The sequence below is a fragment of the [Mannheimia] succiniciproducens MBEL55E genome (assembly GCF_000007745.1).
In the GTDB taxonomy this organism is placed as follows: domain Bacteria; phylum Pseudomonadota; class Gammaproteobacteria; order Enterobacterales; family Pasteurellaceae; genus Basfia; species Basfia succiniciproducens.
Genome location: NC_006300.1, coordinates 378,929 through 395,434 on the forward strand (window position 1 = coordinate 378,929; position 16,506 = coordinate 395,434).

18 protein-coding genes and 3 tRNA genes are annotated in these 16,506 nt (G+C 41.9%); 17 read left to right on the forward strand and 4 right to left on the reverse strand.

Annotated elements, in window-relative coordinates:
- Positions 1-45: 45 nt before the first annotated feature.
- Positions 46-1,917: a PTS mannitol transporter subunit IICBA gene (locus MS_RS01865; protein WP_011199593.1), complete on the reverse strand. Its 1,872-nt coding sequence runs from the start codon at positions 1,915-1,917 to the stop codon at positions 46-48.
- Positions 1,918-2,190: 273 nt separating this feature from the next.
- On the opposite strand from MS_RS01865, the gene MS_RS01870 reads away from it, so the two are divergent.
- The 5 genes from MS_RS01870 (at position 2,191) to MS_RS01890 (ending at position 4,908) form a co-directional block, all read left to right on the forward strand.
- Positions 2,191-2,406 (forward strand): YceK/YidQ family lipoprotein, encoded by a 216-nt coding sequence (locus tag MS_RS01870; RefSeq protein WP_011199594.1) that lies wholly within the window; start codon positions 2,191-2,193, stop codon positions 2,404-2,406.
- Between the two features lie 3 nt (positions 2,407-2,409).
- Complete coding sequence (gene rep, locus MS_RS01875; RefSeq protein WP_011199595.1) at positions 2,410-4,425, forward strand: DNA helicase Rep; 2,016 nt, start codon at positions 2,410-2,412, stop codon at positions 4,423-4,425.
- A gap of 120 nt (positions 4,426-4,545) precedes the next feature.
- Positions 4,546-4,638 (forward strand) — tRNA-Ser (locus MS_RS01880).
- Positions 4,639-4,650: 12 nt separating this feature from the next.
- Positions 4,651-4,727: transfer RNA gene (locus tag MS_RS01885), tRNA-Arg, on the forward strand.
- Positions 4,728-4,831: 104 nt separating this feature from the next.
- Positions 4,832-4,908: transfer RNA gene (locus tag MS_RS01890), tRNA-Arg, on the forward strand.
- A gap of 54 nt (positions 4,909-4,962) precedes the next feature.
- On the opposite strand, the gene MS_RS01895 is transcribed toward MS_RS01890, so the two are convergent.
- Together MS_RS01895 and MS_RS01900 are read right to left on the reverse strand one after the other, a co-directional pair.
- Complete coding sequence (locus tag MS_RS01895; protein WP_011199596.1) at positions 4,963-5,397, reverse strand: SMI1/KNR4 family protein; 435 nt, start codon at positions 5,395-5,397, stop codon at positions 4,963-4,965.
- A gap of 94 nt (positions 5,398-5,491) precedes the next feature.
- Positions 5,492-5,869 (reverse strand): hypothetical protein, encoded by a 378-nt coding sequence (locus MS_RS01900; RefSeq protein ID WP_041639518.1) that lies wholly within the window; start codon positions 5,867-5,869, stop codon positions 5,492-5,494.
- 116 nt (positions 5,870-5,985) lie between these two features.
- Between MS_RS01900 and MS_RS01905 the strand changes: the two genes are divergently transcribed.
- The 12 genes from MS_RS01905 (at position 5,986) to MS_RS01960 (ending at position 15,867) form a co-directional block, all read left to right on the forward strand.
- Entirely contained in the window at positions 5,986-6,588 is a 603-nt protein-coding gene (locus tag MS_RS01905) for a beta-phosphoglucomutase family hydrolase (protein WP_041639519.1), read from the forward strand.
- Positions 6,588-7,190, forward strand: coding sequence for a sugar O-acetyltransferase (locus tag MS_RS01910; RefSeq protein ID WP_011199599.1), 603 nt, complete (start codon positions 6,588-6,590; stop codon positions 7,188-7,190). The genes MS_RS01905 and MS_RS01910 overlap by 1 nt, the downstream gene beginning before the upstream one ends.
- Positions 7,190-7,675, forward strand: coding sequence for a YqaA family protein (locus tag MS_RS01915; RefSeq protein ID WP_011199600.1), 486 nt, complete (start codon positions 7,190-7,192; stop codon positions 7,673-7,675). The genes MS_RS01910 and MS_RS01915 overlap by 1 nt, the downstream gene beginning before the upstream one ends.
- Positions 7,676-7,831: 156 nt before the next feature.
- Positions 7,832-8,338, forward strand: a complete 507-nt coding sequence (gene luxS / locus MS_RS01920; protein ID WP_011199601.1) for an S-ribosylhomocysteine lyase — start codon at positions 7,832-7,834, stop codon at positions 8,336-8,338.
- A gap of 34 nt (positions 8,339-8,372) precedes the next feature.
- Positions 8,373-9,554: a formate-dependent phosphoribosylglycinamide formyltransferase gene (purT, locus tag MS_RS01925; RefSeq protein ID WP_041639520.1), complete on the forward strand. Its 1,182-nt coding sequence runs from the start codon at positions 8,373-8,375 to the stop codon at positions 9,552-9,554.
- Positions 9,555-9,685: 131 nt separating this feature from the next.
- Positions 9,686-10,867, forward strand: a complete 1,182-nt coding sequence (gene lpxB / locus MS_RS01930) for a lipid-A-disaccharide synthase (RefSeq protein ID WP_041639522.1) — start codon at positions 9,686-9,688, stop codon at positions 10,865-10,867.
- Positions 10,860-11,456: a ribonuclease HII gene (rnhB, locus tag MS_RS01935; protein ID WP_011199605.1), complete on the forward strand. Its 597-nt coding sequence runs from the start codon at positions 10,860-10,862 to the stop codon at positions 11,454-11,456. Before lpxB ends, rnhB begins: the two co-directional genes overlap by 8 nt.
- 46 nt (positions 11,457-11,502) lie before the next feature.
- The gene (locus tag MS_RS01940) at positions 11,503-13,359 is read left to right on the forward strand and encodes an SLC13 family permease (RefSeq protein WP_011199606.1); all 1,857 of its coding nucleotides are present in this window, start codon (positions 11,503-11,505) and stop codon (positions 13,357-13,359) included.
- Between the two features lie 28 nt (positions 13,360-13,387).
- A complete protein-coding gene (mog, locus tag MS_RS01945; protein WP_011199607.1) occupies positions 13,388-13,981 on the forward strand; it encodes a molybdopterin adenylyltransferase in 594 nt (197 codons plus the stop codon).
- 41 nt (positions 13,982-14,022) lie between these two features.
- Complete coding sequence (gene glnB, locus MS_RS01950) at positions 14,023-14,361, forward strand: nitrogen regulatory protein P-II (protein ID WP_011199608.1); 339 nt, start codon at positions 14,023-14,025, stop codon at positions 14,359-14,361.
- Positions 14,362-14,430: 69 nt separating this feature from the next.
- Positions 14,431-14,811 carry a cytochrome b562 gene (locus MS_RS01955; RefSeq protein ID WP_011199609.1) on the forward strand — a complete coding sequence of 127 codons (381 nt, stop codon included), beginning with the start codon at positions 14,431-14,433 and terminating at the stop codon, positions 14,809-14,811.
- A gap of 9 nt (positions 14,812-14,820) precedes the next feature.
- Positions 14,821-15,867: an AI-2E family transporter gene (locus tag MS_RS01960; RefSeq protein ID WP_011199610.1), complete on the forward strand. Its 1,047-nt coding sequence runs from the start codon at positions 14,821-14,823 to the stop codon at positions 15,865-15,867.
- 99 nt (positions 15,868-15,966) lie between these two features.
- Here the strand turns inward: MS_RS01960 and dsbB are convergent, their stop codons facing one another.
- Positions 15,967-16,503 carry a disulfide bond formation protein DsbB gene (gene dsbB / locus MS_RS01965; protein WP_011199611.1) on the reverse strand — a complete coding sequence of 179 codons (537 nt, stop codon included), beginning with the start codon at positions 16,501-16,503 and terminating at the stop codon, positions 15,967-15,969.
- Positions 16,504-16,506: the final 3 nt, after the last annotated feature.

A 16,506-nucleotide genomic window follows, 5' to 3' on the forward strand; every position in this document is an offset into this window, starting at 1 on the left:
ATCAAGAAAATATAAAGGTGGGCCAGCAAGCCCACCCTACAACCATTATGCTTTAAGCAATTCTAATACTTTATTTACATCGTTAGTGGACGTGAGCAATTCAATCGCTTCGTCGCTATCTAACGCGTTTGTTATTGCCGATACGACCTGAATATGTTCATTATTGCGCGCCGCAATACCGATAACCAGTTTTGCCACTCCGTCTTCTTCGTCGGTGAAGCGTACGCCTTCAGGATATTGACAAACCACCACGCCGGTTTTGAGCACCGCATCTTTCGCTTCAATGGTTCCGTGCGGTACGGCAACGCCTTCGCCTAAATAAGTGGAAACTAATTTTTCGCGCTCAAACATGGCGTCTACATAACTCGGTTGAACAAATCCCGCTTTGACTAATTGTTCGCCGGCAAAGCGGATAGCGGCAAATTTGTCATTGGCTTTTAAGCCTAAGAAAATTTGTTCCGGTTGTAAACTGAATGTCGTACCGTTGACTTCAATTTCGCCCTCTTTAGCTTGCGCTACGGGTGCTTTTTCATCAAAATTCGCTTTCAAATCATTCACTAAACTATCGTAGAATTTATTATCCAGGAAGTTGGTTAATGAGAAATGCATTGCATTCGGTACTTGTTTTTTAGCACGTAAAGTCAAGTCTTGGTGAGTGATAACTAAGCGGGCGTCTTCCGGTAAGTCGTTGATCGCACAGTTTGCCACTTCAATCGGCAAGCCCGCATCATTGATTTTTTTACGTAACATGCTTGCGCCCATTGCGCTTGACCCCATACCGGCATCACAGGATACAAAGATTTTTTTCAAACCGTCGTAATTGGTAACTTGTTGTGACGTATTACTTTTCATTGCTTTTGACGCAGCCTGTGCTTCTTCCAGTTTGCCGGATTCATCTTCTTTTTGTAATTTGACAAAGAATGAAGCCACCACAAATGATACCGCACAAGCAGCGATTACGGAGGTAATTACGCCCAAGAATGAAGTTTTAGGTGTCATGGCTAAGACGGCGATAATTGAGCCCGGAGAAGCCGGTGCCTGTAAACCCGCGTTGAATAATACTAATGTGAATACACCTGTTGCGCCACCTGCGATAACCGCAAGGATTAAACGTGGATTCATCAATACATAAGGGAAATAGATTTCGTGAATACCACCGAAGAAATGGATAATTGCCGCCCCGCCGGAGGTTTGTTTGGCAGAACCTTTACCGAATATCATATAGGCTAATAATACGCCTAAACCCGGACCTGGGTTCGCTTCGATTAAGAAGAAAACGGATTGACCGAATTCTTGTGATTGTTGAATACCTAGTGGAGAGAAGATACCGTGGTTAATGGCATTATTCAAGAACAGGATTTTAGCCGGTTCGACAAAAATAGAGGTTAGAGGGAGTAAGCCTGCGTTAACTAACACATCAACCCCGGCCGCTAACCAATCGGAAATAATTTTCACGGCGGGACCAACTACCCAGAAAAACAGGATAGCAAGAATCATACCGATAATACCGGATGAGAAGTTATTAACTAACATCTCAAAACCGCTTTTAATTTTGCCGTCAGCCCATTTATCAAAGGATTTAATTGCCCAGCCGCCGGTCGGACCGGCAATCATTGCCCCAAGGAACATCGGAATATCGGTACCGACGATAACGCCGGCCGTAGTAATTGCACCTACTACGGCACCGCGATCGCCGCCGACTAATTTACCGCCGGTATAACCGATTAATAGCGGAAGTAAAAACGTGATCATCGGACCGACTAATTTGGCTAACATTTCATTTGGAAACCAGCCCGTCGGAATGAAAAGTGCGGTAATAAAACCCCACGCAATAAATGCCCCGATATTAGGCATCACCATATTTGATAGGAAACGTCCAAAACTTTGGATTTTCACTTTGGCATTTGCTGATAGCATTTGGTACCTCGATTAGACACATAAAAAAGTGGTTACATATACAACGGTTAAAAAATAACACAGCAAAGATTAAAGCTAAAATTTTTTACATTGATTATGTGATCTTGTTCACATAATTTTTTAAGGTTGTAAAAACAAAAATGTGATAAAGATCACACTTTTATCGTTGGATTATATTTTTTGTGATCTATGTCACAAAAATTTAGTTTGGAATTTACACATCACAAGTTGGGCTAATTCGCTTATAATAGGTAAAATTAGGAATAACCCGTTATGCAAAAAAATCTGATAATTTTAACCGCACTTTTAGCCACGCCAGGTTGCGGAACTATCGTACAGCTGGCGAACCCGTCGCATAAATATGAAGCTTATGACGGAACAAAATATGACTGGCAACAAGCCCAAAAATGGGGAATGCCGATATTAGATTTGCCGCTTTCTTTTTTATTGGACTCGGCACTTTTACCCTATGTATTGTCGCAAGAATAATCTATGAAACTAAATCCTCAGCAACAACAAGCGGTAGAATATACTTCCGGCCCCTGCCTTGTGTTAGCGGGCGCCGGTTCGGGCAAAACCCGCGTTATTATTAATAAAATCGCCTATTTAATTGAAAAGTGCGGTTATTTGCCGAAGCAAATTGCCGCCGTTACCTTTACCAATAAAGCCGCCCGTGAAATGAAAGAGCGGGTCGCCCATTCTATCGGTAAAGAATTAAGCAAAGGCCTGATTGTATCTACCTTCCACACTCTTGGTTTTGATATTATCAAGCGCGAATACAAACATCTCGGCTTTAAAGCCAATATGACGTTGTTTGATGAGCATGATCAAATGGCGTTGCTTAAAGAGCTTACCGAAGATTATCTGCAGCAAGACAAAGACTTGCTGCGGGAATTAATTTCCGTTATTTCAAATTGGAAAAATGATCTGATCATGCCCGCGCAGGCGGCTAAAATTGCCCGTGATGAAAAGCAACAAACCTTTGCTAAATGTTATGAACGCTATGCGAATCAGATTCGGGCTTATAATGCTTTGGATTTTGACGATTTAATTATGCTGCCGACCTTACTTTTTAAAACCAATGAACAAGTGCGGTCGAAATGGCAGGAGAAAATCCGTTATTTGTTGGTGGATGAGTATCAGGATACCAACACCAGCCAATACGAATTAATTAAGTTATTAGTGGGAAGCCGGGCAAAATTTACTGTGGTCGGCGATGACGATCAGTCCATTTATTCATGGCGGGGCGCCCGTCCGCAAAATATGGTACGTCTGCGTGACGATTTTCCTAATCTGCAAGTGATTAAATTGGAACAAAATTATCGTTCTACTCAACGTATTCTGCATTGCGCCAATATTTTGATTGACAATAACCAGCATGTTTTTGACAAAAAACTTTTCTCGACTATCGGTGAGGGCGAAAAGCTGCAAATTATTGAAGCAAAAAACGAAGAACATGAGGCGGAACGCGTGGTGGGCGAGTTAATCGGTCATCGTTTTACCAATAAAACCAAATATAAGGATTACGCGATTTTATATCGGGGCAATCATCAATCGCGTCTGCTGGAAAAAGTGCTGATGCAAAACCGTATTCCTTACAAAATTTCGGGCGGCACGTCTTTTTTCTCCCGGCTGGAAATTAAAGATATGATGGCCTATTTACGCTTATTGGTAAATCAGGATGACGATGCGGCATTTTTACGTATTGTGAATACGCCGAAACGTGAGATCGGCGCGGTCACTTTAGAAAAATTAGGCTCTCTTGCCAATGAAAAGCATATCAGTTTATTTGAGGCGATTTTTGATTTTGAGTTGATTCAGCGTGTCACGCCGAAAGCCTATAATGCATTGCAAACCTTCGGACGATGGATTGTGGAATTAAGCGACGAATTAGTACGTTCCGAGCCGGAACGCGCGGTGCGTTCTATGCTGGCGCAAATTCATTATGAAGAATATCTGTATGAACAGGCGGTTAGCCCTAAAGCGGCCGAGATGCAATCAAAAAATGTCGCGACCTTATTTGATTGGGTGAACGATATGCTTGGCGGTGATGAATTCAATGAACCCATGACCTTAAACCAAGTAGTTACCCGCCTAACTTTACGGGATATGCTGGAACGAGGGGAAGAGGATGATGAGTCCGATCAGGTTCAGTTAATGACCTTGCACGCTTCAAAAGGCTTGGAGTTTCCTCATGTGTTTTTAATCGGTATGGAAGAGGGCATTTTACCTCACCAAACCAGTATTGACGAAGATAATGTAGAAGAAGAACGCCGTTTAGCATATGTCGGGATAACAAGAGCCCAGCGGACATTACGCTTTACCTTATGCAAAGAACGCCGCCAGTTCGGGGAGTTGCTTAAACCCGAACCGAGCCGTTTTTTATTGGAATTGCCTCAAGACGATCTACAGTGGGAGCGGGACAAACCGCCGATGACGGAAGAACAAAAACAAGAGAAAGCGGTTGCCAATATTGCGAACCTGCGAGCTATGCTGAAACGTAATTAGTTGAATTTAAGGTGAATCTGCACATAAATCAGGCAAATGAATGACGGATAGCAAAGTTTTGCAAAAAACTATTTGACTTATTTTCAGAAAAAAGTATCATACCGCCCACAAACCGACGACGGTGAGATGGCCGAGAGGCTGAAGGCGCTCCCCTGCTAAGGGAGTATGTGGTCAAAAACTGCATCGAGGGTTCGAATCCCTCTCTCACCGCCATTTACTCTCAGGGCACCCGTAGCTCAGCTGGATAGAGTACTCGGCTACGAACCGAGCGGTCAAAGGTTCGAATCCTTTCGGGTGCGCCATTTTAATTTTTACTCTGGTTAAAATGGTCAATGAAATTTTAAATCAATTGAAATAGTAATTGCGGGAATAAATAAAGTTTGCTATGATCACGAAATCAATCAGGGCACCCGTAGCTCAGCTGGATAGAGTACTCGGCTACGAACCGAGCGGTCAAAGGTTCGAATCCTTTCGGGTGCGCCATTTCAAAAAACAGTCCTTTTATTCCAAATATTAATCAATACCAGAATTTGAAATTTAATTTTCATCTATTTGTGTTTTTTCAATGAAACTATTGAGAAAAATAGCAAAATTTTTCCATTTCCCGATAATTTCTATTTTTTCTTCAATCAAAATAAAATAAACGAAACCGAAATCCTGTTTTCTTAGGGATAAAGCAAAAAAACCGCCGACGGCGTTATAAGCGAAGGGCAGTAGTTCTTGTGGCGCAAAGCCATTGGGACACCAGTTTTCATCAATTAACTGCAAATCATCTTCGATTTCGCTTAAGCAGCTAAATGCCCAGATCGGATAAAGATAATTATCGTCATGTACGTATTCCGTCGGTTGTCCTCCGTTAAACTTCAAATAAAGATTTTTCATTTCCTGCGGAAGAACAATATTGAGCCTTTTTTCGATTGCCAAGAGCTCATTCGCGGTAATTGGTGCGTCAGAACCGGATAAATGTAGCATTATTTTCTTTCCTGTCGGAACCCGCTTATAGCCGGTAAAATCATTCTTCAGACATAATTTTATGCGGTCGGATTCCTGTGTTTATTATACGTTTTTATGTTATGTTTAATACCCAGGGTTGCGCTATAACAAGCGAATACCAGTTTGCGATAAGATGAGTCTGTTCGCTTTCCGGAATCGGAAAAGGGATTAGGGCGAGAATATCGGAATGAATTTTTAAAACTTTCGGAAAACAGACCGCACTTTGTATTTCAGCAAAGATATCTTTGTGTAATGCCTGTGCCGCATATCCGCGCTTTATCCGACCCAATGCCATTGCTAAATGCAATAATCCCATTTCTACTTGTTTTGTCGTAACGTCAACATGCCAATGAGAAATTAAACGTTGCTCTATTTCCAACATAATTTTTGATAATTCATCATTAATTAATTGCCTGTTTTTCAATAATGCTAGATGTTGGGCTAATTTCATATTTCTCATTAGTCGATTTGAGTATTGCCTTTCAGCATAGCAAAAGGAATAAAATTAAAAAGTGCATAGATCACAAATTTATAGGAAAATACAAAAAAATTGTGAGAGGACGAAAAATGTACGATTTAATAACAATGAATCAATATGATGCGCTGATTTTCGATATGGACGGTACTATTATTGATACCATGCCGAGCCACGCCAAAGCTTGGGAAAAAGTGGGCGAAGTGCTGGGTTACCCTATTAAAGGCGATGTGATGTATGAATTTGGCGGCGCAACGACGAAAATTATTGCGCAGGAAACTATGCGTCGCTACGGTGTGCCTGCGGAGTTATTGGAACAAGTGGTGACCATGAAACGTCAATTCGGGCAAGAAATGGTTTTACAAAATGCAACATTATTACCGACTATGCAGGTACTCGAGCATTTTTTAGGGAAAAAACCGATGGCATTGGGTACCGGTTCTCATAAAGCGATGGTGGATATGCTATTACAACGCTTTGATCTTAATGATTATTTTTCCGCCGTAGTGATGGCGGAGGACGTGCAAAAACACAAGCCTGATCCCGAAACGTTTTTACGTTGTGCCGAATTAATGAAGGTAGATCCGGTTCGTTGTTTAGTTTTTGAAGATGCAGATTTCGGCGTAACGGCGGCGCATGCCGGCGGAATGGATGTTTTTGACGTGCGTATTAATCAAATTATGAAGGTGAGCTAATGGCAACGGAAAAAGAAAAAATGTTGGCGGGTTTAGCCCATCTCCCGATGGAAGAACATTTATCCGCATTACGTTTACAGACAAAAGAGCTATTATTTGATTTCAATATGCTACGCCCGTCAAATAAGCTTGAAAAAACACATTTATTACGGAAAATTTTGGGTAAAGCGGGGAAAAATATTCACGTCAATAGCCCTTTTCACTGCGATTACGGTTGTAATATTGAGGTGGGCGATAATTTCTTTGCCAATTACCATTGTGTTATTTTGGATAACGGCGGTGTGAAAATTGGCAATGACGTAATGTTCGCGCCTAACGTTAGTCTTTATACGGTCGGGCATCCTTTAGATGCCGAATTGCGTAACCAAGGTTGGGAGCAGGCAAAACCTATCATCATCGGTAATAATGTTTGGATTGGCGGTAATGTAGTGATTTTACCCGGTGTGGTAATCGGCGATAATGTAGTGATCGGCGCGGGATCGGTAGTCACTAAAGATATTCCGGCAAACAGCCTTGCTTTGGGTAACCCGTGTAAAGTATTACGGCAAATCACTGCGGCGGATCGCGAATATTATCAGCAAACCTTTATGCAAAATAATTAATGTTCGAATGGATGTTTGAGGCGGATTTTTGGCAACAGCATAGTTTATGGTTTATGTTTGTCAGTAGTTTTTTAAGTGCCACGGTATTGCCCGGTAATTCGGAAATTATCTTTTTAGCGCTTGTTTCCGCGAATTTATTCACAGCTCAGGATTATTTTTCGCCGCCTGTTTTTAATTTACTTTCACTAGCAACTTTAGGTAACACTTTAGGCGGTCTGACCACTTATTGGCTTGGACGAGTCTTCCCAAAACCGGAATTGCGGGATCAAAGTAATAAAAAAGTGCGGTGGGTTTTTGCTAAATTTCAGCGTTACGGTATTTTTGTTTTATTGTTAAGCTGGCTGCCCCTGATAGGGGATTTGCTCTGCGCGGTTGCCGGTGTAATGCGTTTAAATTGGTTTGCTTCCCTGTGCTGCATTTTTATCGGCAAAGCCTTGCGTTATGTGTTTTTGCTGTATTTAGCTGTCGGTTATACTTTTTGGTAGTGAATTTGTTAAAATAAAAAAGCCGCTCATTTGTATGAGCGGCGAAATATAACCTAAGGAACCAATTTTTTATTATTAATCACAACTGCAAGTTGCTATATCATAAGACTTCATGCAGTTTAGAAAGTTCAAAGTTTTTTCAAAAAAGGATAAATTATGCCATTGCTTGATAGCTTCAAAGTAGATCATACCGTTATGAAAGCGCCCGCCGTACGTGTGGCAAAAATAATGCGTACGCCTAAAGGCGATGATATTACTGTATTCGATTTGCGTTTTTGTGTGCCGAATAAAGAAATTCTTTCCCCTAAAGGAATTCATACTTTAGAGCATTTATTTGCAGGTTTTATGCGCGAACATTTAAACGGCGATTCGGTGGAAATCATTGATATTTCGCCGATGGGTTGTCGCACCGGGTTTTATATGTCTTTAATCGGCACGCCGAACGAGCAACAGGTTGCCGATGCCTGGCTTGCCTCAATGCGGGATGTTTTAACCGTGCAGGATCAATCGACTATCCCCGAACTGAATATTTATCAATGCGGCACTTATACCGAACATTCTCTTGCCGATGCTCATGAAACGGCTCGTCATGTTATTGAAAAAGGTATTGCAATTAATAAAAACGAAGATTTGTTATTAGACGAGAAGTTATTAAATTTATAAGCGGCAACACAACATAACATAATAAGGAATGACTATGACGACTCTTGGTACGGCGTTAACGCCTAAAGCGACTAAAGTAATGATGTTAGGTTCGGGCGAATTGGGCAAAGAGGTAGTGATCGAATTGCAACGTTTAGGCGTGGAGGTTATTGCGGTGGATCGTTATAAAAACGCACCTGCGCAGCAAGTGGCTCATCGTTCCTATACGATTTCAATGCTTGACGGTGAGGCTTTGAAAGCGCTGGTTGAAAAAGAGCGACCGGATTATATCGTGCCGGAAGTGGAAGCAATTGCTACGGCAACTTTAGTGGAATTAGAACAAAAAGGCTTTACCGTTGTACCTACCGCCAAGGCGACGCAATTAACGATGAACCGCGAAGGTATTCGTCGTTTAGCCGCTGAAGAGTTGGGGTTGCCTACTTCAAATTATCAGTTTGTGGATAATTTTACCGACTTCAAAAGTGCGGTCGAAAATATCGGAATTCCTTGTGTTGTTAAACCCATCATGTCTTCCTCCGGTCACGGGCAATCTATCATTAAATCTTTTGATCAAATCCAGCAAGCCTGGGATTACGCACAACAAGGCGGACGAGCGGGTGCCGGACGGGTTATTGTTGAAGGGTTTGTGAAATTTGATTATGAAATTACGCTGTTAACGGTGCGCCATATCGGCGGCACTTCATTTCTTGCGCCAATCGGTCATCGCCAACAGAACGGCGATTATCGCGAGTCCTGGCAACCGCAGGCAATGTCTGAAATTGCGTTGCAAAAAGCGCAGCAGGTGGCGGAAAAAATTACTTCGGCATTAGGCGGGCGTGGCATTTTCGGGGTGGAAATGTTTGTTTGCGGCGATGAGGTGATTTTCAACGAAGTATCACCGCGCCCTCATGATACGGGCATGGTAACGCTGATTTCACAGGAATTATCCGAATTTGCTCTGCACGCCAGAGCGATTTTAGGTTTGCCTATTCCCGAAATTAATTTAATCAGCCCTGCCGCGTCAAAAGCGATTGTGGTGGAAGGCAAATCAACTCAGGTGCAATTCGGCAATCTTGAACAAGTGCTTGCCGAGCCGAATACCAATATCCGTTTATTCGGTAAAACCGAAGTGGACGGTCACCGCCGCATGGGGGTGATTTTGAGTCGCGACATTTCGGTGGAAAAAGCGTTGGAGAAAGCATTCCGCGCCTATGATAAACTTGAAATCAATTTATAAAAAATCATGAATTTTTGACCGCACTTTGAATAAAAATATGCCAAAGTGCGGTTATTTTTAACGGAATTTCTGCGATTGAGTAAGTTCATCATAGATGAATTCCTCATTTATAGCTTTATTTGAGATCCATTATGGAAAATTTAATAAAAAATAATCCTACTATTGCTATTGTTGCCGGCGAAGTTTCCGGCGATATTCTCGGCGGCGGATTAATTAAGGCGCTGAAAGTTAAATATCCGCAGGCGCGTTTTGTGGGGATCGCCGGCAAAAACATGCTTGCCGAAAGCTGTGAAAGCCTGGTGGATATAGAAGAAATCGCTGTAATGGGCTTGGTTGAGATTTTAAAACATTTACCTCGTTTGTTGAAGATTCGTAGCGATATCGTACAAAAGCTATCAGCCCTGAAACCGGATATTTTTATCGGTATCGATTCGCCGGAATTTAATCTTTACGTAGAAGACAGGCTCAAAGCGCAAGGTATTAAAACCATTCATTATGTCAGCCCGTCGGTTTGGGCATGGCGGCAAAACCGTATCTATAAAATTGCCAAAGCCACTAACCTGGTGCTCGCGTTTTTACCTTTCGAAAAAGCTTTTTACGATCGCTTTAATGTACCCTGTCGTTTTATCGGGCATACAATGGCGGATGCGATACCTTTAAACCCGAACAGAACGGAAGCCTGTAAAATGTTAAATATTGATGAAAATCAACGATATGTGGCAATTTTAGCTGGTAGCCGGGGCTCGGAAGTGGAATTTTTAGCGGAACCGTTTTTACAGACCGCACAATTACTTAAACGGAAATATCCCGATTTAAAATTTCTTGTGCCGTTGGTGAATGAAAAACGCCGCCGACAATTCGAGCAGGTTAAAGCCAAAGTGGCGCCGGAATTGGATTTGATTTTATTAGACGGACACGGTCGTCAAGCTATGATTGCGGCGCAGGCGACTTTATTGGCTTCGGGCACGGCGGCGTTGGAATGTATGCTATGTAAATCACCGATGGTGGTAGGTTATCGAATGAAAGCCGCGACCTATTGGCTGGCGAAACGCTTGGTTAAAACCGCTTATATTTCGTTGCCGAATTTGCTGGCGGATGAAATGCTGGTACCGGAAATGATTCAGGATGAATGCACCCCGGAAAAATTAGTGGAAAAATTATCCGTTTATCTGGATGAAACGGAAAGTGCGGTGCAAAATCGCCAAGTTTTAATACAACGCTTTACCGAATTGCACCAACTGATTCAATGTGACGCGGACAGTCAGGCGGCTCAGGCGGTGGCTGATTTATTGGAAGGGAAGGTAAATGGCTGAATTTGAATATCCGCAAGGCTTTGAATTAATTGCCGGTGTTGATGAAGTAGGGCGAGGGCCTTTGGTTGGCGCCGTAGTGACTGCAGCGGTGATTTTAGATCCGAATAATCCTATTGACGGGTTAACGGACAGTAAAAAATTATCCGAAAAAAAGCGTGAAAAACTGGCGGAAGAGATTAAGCAAAAAGCCCTTGCCTGGGCGTTAGGCAGGGCGGAGCCGGAAGAAATTGACGCGTTGAACATTTTGCAGGCGACAATGCTTGCGATGCAGCGGGCGATAAAAAATCTGAAAATTCAACCGCACTTTGTATTAATTGACGGTAACCGCATTCCTCAACTGGCAATACCTGCGCAAGCGGTAGTGAAAGGCGATAGTCTGGTAGCGGAGATTAGTGCGGCGTCGATTATTGCGAAAGTTTCCCGCGACCATGAAATGGAAGTCTTAGATAAGCAATATCCGCAATATGAATTTGCCAAACATAAGGGTTATCCCACTAAAGTACACTTGGCAAAATTGGCGGAATTCGGCGTCTTGCCGCAACATCGTCGCAGTTTTTCGCCGGTACGCAAGCTGTTGGAAAACGAATAATTTTATCCTCATTTAACCGTTTTATTTAGATAAAGGGCGCATATTAATGAATGAACAATTGCTGATTTGGTTTCAATCGCCTTTGCTTTGGGTTGTCGCCTTATTGCTTGGTGCAGTGTTCCTGTTCATGCAGAATAAATTACATATGGACGTTATTGCCTTGCTGGTAATGCTTTTGTTTTGCTTAAGCGGTATTTTAAGCCTGGACGAAGTATTTGCCGGTTTTAGTGATCCCAATGTCATTTTAATTGCATTATTGTTTATTGTCGGGGAAGGTTTGGTAAGAACCGGTGTTGCCTATCAGGTAAGTGAATGGTTGATGAAGGTTGCCAATAACAGCGAAATTAAGGTCTTGATTTTGCTGATGTTAGCGGTGGCGGGATTAGGTTCCTTTATGAGTTCTACCGGCGTAGTGGCTATTTTTATTCCTGTGGTGCTGATGATTTGTCAGCAAATGAATATCTCGCCCAAACGTTTGATGATGCCGCTGAGTGTCGCCGGTTTAATTAGCGGAATGATGACATTGATCGCTACGGCGCCGAATCTGGTGGTCAATGCGGAACTGGCGCGTATCGATAACCTGCGTTTTAGCTTCTTTTCTTTCACACCTATTGGCTTAACAATTCTGGTTATCGGTATTTTTTATATGTTGTTAGTTCGCCGTTGGCTTTCGTCGTCCACGGAAGATCTAAAACAAAAACAAAAAAGAGATTCGATTACTGATCTGATTGAAGAATATCAGCTTCATCAACGTACAAAGCGGTTTGTAGTAAAAAGTAATTCGCAATTTATCGGCCATGCGGTGGAAGATTTACATCTTCGTTCCAATTACGGATTAAATATTCTGGCGATTGAACGCTGGAAACATTTCCGTCCGCTTTTTATCGCCGCTTCCCTGGGGAAAACGGAAATTAAAGAGAAAGATATTTTGTTGATAGACGTGGCAAATCCCGATTTGGATTTATCCGCTTTTTGCCATTTATATCATCTGGAGCCGACAGAAATCCGTAATACGCATTTTAACGAGCAGCTTAAATCCGTCGGTATGGTAGAAATTACCCCAGTGCCGGACAGCGTAGCCATCGGGCGTAGTGCGGCGGAATTGCGTTTTCGTTCCAACTACGGTTTGAATGTGATCGGTATTAAACGTAACGGTGAACTATTACAAGGGCATTTGGTGGAAGAACCTTATAAATTAGGGGATCAATTACTGGTCATCGGCGATTGGAAACTTATCCGTAAACTGCCGGATCGTACCAAAGATTTCTTTGTACTGGATTACCCGAGTGAAATTGAACGGGCAGTTCCGGCGCGCAGCCAATCTATGCATGCCATTCTTTCCGTAGTTACTATGGTGGTATTAATGGTGAGCGGTGTTGTGCCAAATGTGGTCGCCGCTTTAATTGCCTGTTTGATGCTCGGTAAATTCCGTTGTATTGATGCCAAAAGCGCTTATGATAGTATTCATTGGGCTAGTCTGATCTTAATTGTGGGCATGATGCCTTTTTCCATCGCCCTGCAGAAAACAGGCGGGGTGGATTTGGTCGTTAACTTTATGATCAATACCGTAGGTAATATGGGTAAACATTGGATTCTAATCAGTTTATTTATTCTTTGTGCTGTAGTGGGATTATTCATTTCAAATACGGCAACGGCAATTTTAATGGCGCCTATCGCAATCAACATGGCGCATCAATTAAATTTATCACCGGTTCCTTTTGCCATGACTGTCGCCATTGCCGCTTCAGCCGCCTTTATGACCCCGATTTCTTCTCCGGTAAATACTATGGTGCTGGGCCCCGGCGGATATAAATTTGGTGATTTTATTAAAATTGGCGTACCATTCACCATATTAGTGATGTTAGTCACTGTATTTTTGGTTCCTGTGCTCTTTCCGTTCTAAAAGATATTAAGTTAAAAAAAGGAAAATTATGACCGCACTTTCACAAACTAAATTAAAAATCGGCTTGGTTTCCGTGTCGGATCGCGCATCTCAGGGTGTTTATCAAGATCAGGGTATACCTGAATTGCAAGCCTGGCTTGAAGCGGCATTAACGGAAGAATTTGATGTAGAAACCCGTTTAATCCCCGACGAACAAGCCGAAATTGAGAAAACATTAATTGACTTAGTGGATAATCGGCAATGCCATTTGGTATTAACTACCGGTGGAACGGGGCCGGCAAAGCGTGATGTAACCCCGGATGCCACATTAGCGGTGGCGGATCGCGAAATGCCGGGCTTCGGAGAACAAATGCGTCAGGTGAGCCTGCAGTTTGTCCCGACGGCAATTCTTTCCCGTCAGGCGGGTGTGATTCGAAAAGACAGCCTGATTTTAAACCTGCCCGGTCAGCCTAAAGCCATTAAAGAAACATTGGAAGGCGTAAAAGATAAAGAAGGTAATGTACTGGTCAAAGGCGTATTTGCTGCAGTGCCTTATTGTTTGCAGCTTATTAGCGGAATTTATGTTGATACAAAACCGGAAGTTATCGAAAGTTTCAGACCAAAATCCGCACGTCGCTGCTAAAAGTGCGGTGCTTTTTTGCAAAGTTTTATAAGAGGTAAAACATGAAAAAAATTGAAGCAATAATTAAACCTTTTAAATTGGATGATGTGCGAGAATCCTTATCGGATATCGGTATTACCGGGATGACGGTTACCGAAGTGCGCGGTTTCGGGCGCCAAAAAGGGCACACGGAGCTTTATCGCGGCGCCGAATATATGGTGGATTTTTTGCCTAAAGTAAAGCTTGAAATCATTATTCCCGACGAATTATTGGATCAATGTATTGAAGCCATTATGGAAACGGCGCAAACTGGCAAAATCGGCGATGGTAAAATTTTTGTTTATAATGTGGAACGTGTCATTCGTATTCGTACCGGCGAAGAAAACGAAGACGCTCTTTAATTTATTTTTAATTCAACTCAAAACGGTAAAAATAGAATTATTTTTACCGCACTTTTTTAAGGAAACTTTATGAAAAAATCACTTTCTTTACTGGCTGTTTTAGCGTTTTCTTTCGGTCTGATTGCCTGTGACGGCGACAATGTACGTTCCGAAATGCAAATGATGGGCAGATACAACAGCGAACTTATCAGTGCCGCCAGCGCGGAAGAATTCCATAAAGCATCGGAAAATTTACAGAAATTTTCTTTGGAAGCTATGAATAAACGCCCGTCAACTGTAAAATCCGATGAGGAGTTCAAAGCCTATCAACAAGGTATGCAGCATTTTATTGATGTGGTGCAACAGGCGGATCAGCTTGCTCAGCAAGGAAAATTTGAAGAAGCAAAAGATCTGACAAAACAATTGCTTGAGATGAAAAATCAATATCATGCAGAGTTCAAAAATAAATAAGAGCCCATTATGAATAAATCTGTTTCGGTAAATCAATTTTTAATCGGTTTTGCCGCATTGGTGATTATTTTGGCGGGAATAAAAATGGCAGGTGAAATTGTCGTGCCATTTTTAATGTCTTTATTCATCGCCATTATTTGTTCGCCGATTATTAAATTTATGACCAATCGGAAAATTCCTCATTGGTTGGCGATCAGTATTTTGTTTTTATTTATTGTGCTAGTTTTTTTCTTTTTGCTGGGGCTGGTGAATAGTTCGATTCGCGAATTTTCACAATCTATTCCTCAGTATCGGGTATTAATGTCGGAACGGTTAAATGAAATCACGGCATTAATCCAAAAATGGAATTTGCCCTTGAATTTAGAGAAAGAAACCATTCTGGAACATTTTGACCCAAGTTCGATAATGAATTTTGTCAGCCGTCTGCTGTTGAGCTTTTCTAATGTGTTGTCTAATGCCTTTGTGTTGATTTTAGTCGTTATTTTCATGTTGTTAGAAGCGCCTACGGCAAAACGTAAAGTTGCTTTGGCATTGAGCGGCAATGAAAAAGATGCAAGTAAAGAAGAAAAACATTTGGAACGTATTTTGCAGGGCGTAATCAGTTATTTAGGCGTAAAAACTGCGGTAAGTTTATTAACGGGGCTTTGTGCATGGGTACTGCTGGAAACTTGTGGCGTACAATATGCAGTGTTGTGGGCAACCTTAACCTTTCTGTTTAATTATATTCCGAATATCGGCTCGATTATTGCCGCCATTCCAATAGTTTTACAGGCATTATTGTTAAACGGATTTTCCACCGGATTTGCCGTGATGACGGGGATTATCGCAATTAATATGCTTATCGGTAATTTTTTAGAACCCAAATTAATGGGGAGAACACTGGGATTATCGACATTAGTGGTATTCCTTTCCTTATTATTCTGGGGTTGGTTATTAGGCACCGTCGGCATGTTGCTTTCCGTACCTTTGACTATGGCATTAAAAATAATGTTGGAAGCAAGCCCTAATACGACAAAATATGCCGCTTTACTTGGTGATGTTGAAGAATCTAACTGAATGATTAAGGAATGTTGAGATTTTATTCTTATAATTCGGCAGCTAAATAAAAAACGTTTCTGAAAAGAAACGTTTTTTATTTGTAAGATAAGGCATCGACTAGCGGAAAATTTCACGATGTTTTGGCTTCCCGGCTTTCACTTGGCTGATAAGAATAATCGCCAATAAAATACTATAAAAAGCGAACATTACCAAAATCCATTGAGCCATTGAAAAACCAAGAAACGACCACTGTATGTCACTGCAAGAACCGATCGGCTTGAACAGATAAGGGAACCATTGATCAAGAGGTAAAGTCTGCGGAAATTCAGGCAAATAAGCACATTGATTCCATGGCGCCGGATTCAGTTGATAATCAACATGTTTTAAGGCTAATAAGAAACCTTTTACTGATGCGCCTAACCCGATGATAATTCCTAAAAAACGGAAAAACCATGAACTCGGCGCGATTGCTCCAATAATACCGGCAAATAATATACCGCCTAAAGCAACTCGTTCGTAAACACACATAACACAAGGTTGCAGCTGCATACCGTATTGGAAGTAAAGAGCCACTAATTCCAGCACTAGGGCTGAAAACGCCAATAGTAACCAACCGGAGCGACCCATCGAAAGTGTTTTGAAAAAACTTAGCATTTG

Excerpts from the sequence above, each read along its gene's own strand:
- MS_RS01865 (WP_011199593.1), bottom strand. The coding sequence starts at position 1,917 with ATGCTATCAGCAAATGCCAAAGTGAAAATCCAAAGTTTTGGACGTTTC.
- MS_RS01870 (WP_011199594.1), top strand. The coding sequence starts at position 2,191 with ATGCAAAAAAATCTGATAATTTTAACCGCACTTTTAGCCACGCCAGGT.
- rep (WP_011199595.1), top strand. The coding sequence starts at position 2,410 with ATGAAACTAAATCCTCAGCAACAACAAGCGGTAGAATATACTTCCGGC.
- MS_RS01895 (WP_011199596.1), bottom strand. The coding sequence starts at position 5,397 with ATGCTACATTTATCCGGTTCTGACGCACCAATTACCGCGAATGAGCTC.
- MS_RS01900 (WP_041639518.1), bottom strand. The coding sequence starts at position 5,869 with ATGAAATTAGCCCAACATCTAGCATTATTGAAAAACAGGCAATTAATT.
- MS_RS01905 (WP_041639519.1), top strand. The coding sequence starts at position 5,986 with ATGTACGATTTAATAACAATGAATCAATATGATGCGCTGATTTTCGAT.
- MS_RS01910 (WP_011199599.1), top strand. The coding sequence starts at position 6,588 with ATGGCAACGGAAAAAGAAAAAATGTTGGCGGGTTTAGCCCATCTCCCG.
- MS_RS01915 (WP_011199600.1), top strand. The coding sequence starts at position 7,190 with ATGTTCGAATGGATGTTTGAGGCGGATTTTTGGCAACAGCATAGTTTA.
- luxS (WP_011199601.1), top strand. The coding sequence starts at position 7,832 with ATGCCATTGCTTGATAGCTTCAAAGTAGATCATACCGTTATGAAAGCG.
- purT (WP_041639520.1), top strand. The coding sequence starts at position 8,373 with ATGACGACTCTTGGTACGGCGTTAACGCCTAAAGCGACTAAAGTAATG.
- lpxB (WP_041639522.1), top strand. The coding sequence starts at position 9,686 with ATGGAAAATTTAATAAAAAATAATCCTACTATTGCTATTGTTGCCGGC.
- rnhB (WP_011199605.1), top strand. The coding sequence starts at position 10,860 with ATGGCTGAATTTGAATATCCGCAAGGCTTTGAATTAATTGCCGGTGTT.
- MS_RS01940 (WP_011199606.1), top strand. The coding sequence starts at position 11,503 with ATGAATGAACAATTGCTGATTTGGTTTCAATCGCCTTTGCTTTGGGTT.
- mog (WP_011199607.1), top strand. The coding sequence starts at position 13,388 with ATGACCGCACTTTCACAAACTAAATTAAAAATCGGCTTGGTTTCCGTG.
- glnB (WP_011199608.1), top strand. The coding sequence starts at position 14,023 with ATGAAAAAAATTGAAGCAATAATTAAACCTTTTAAATTGGATGATGTG.
- MS_RS01955 (WP_011199609.1), top strand. The coding sequence starts at position 14,431 with ATGAAAAAATCACTTTCTTTACTGGCTGTTTTAGCGTTTTCTTTCGGT.
- MS_RS01960 (WP_011199610.1), top strand. The coding sequence starts at position 14,821 with ATGAATAAATCTGTTTCGGTAAATCAATTTTTAATCGGTTTTGCCGCA.
- dsbB (WP_011199611.1), bottom strand. The coding sequence starts at position 16,503 with ATGCTAAGTTTTTTCAAAACACTTTCGATGGGTCGCTCCGGTTGGTTA.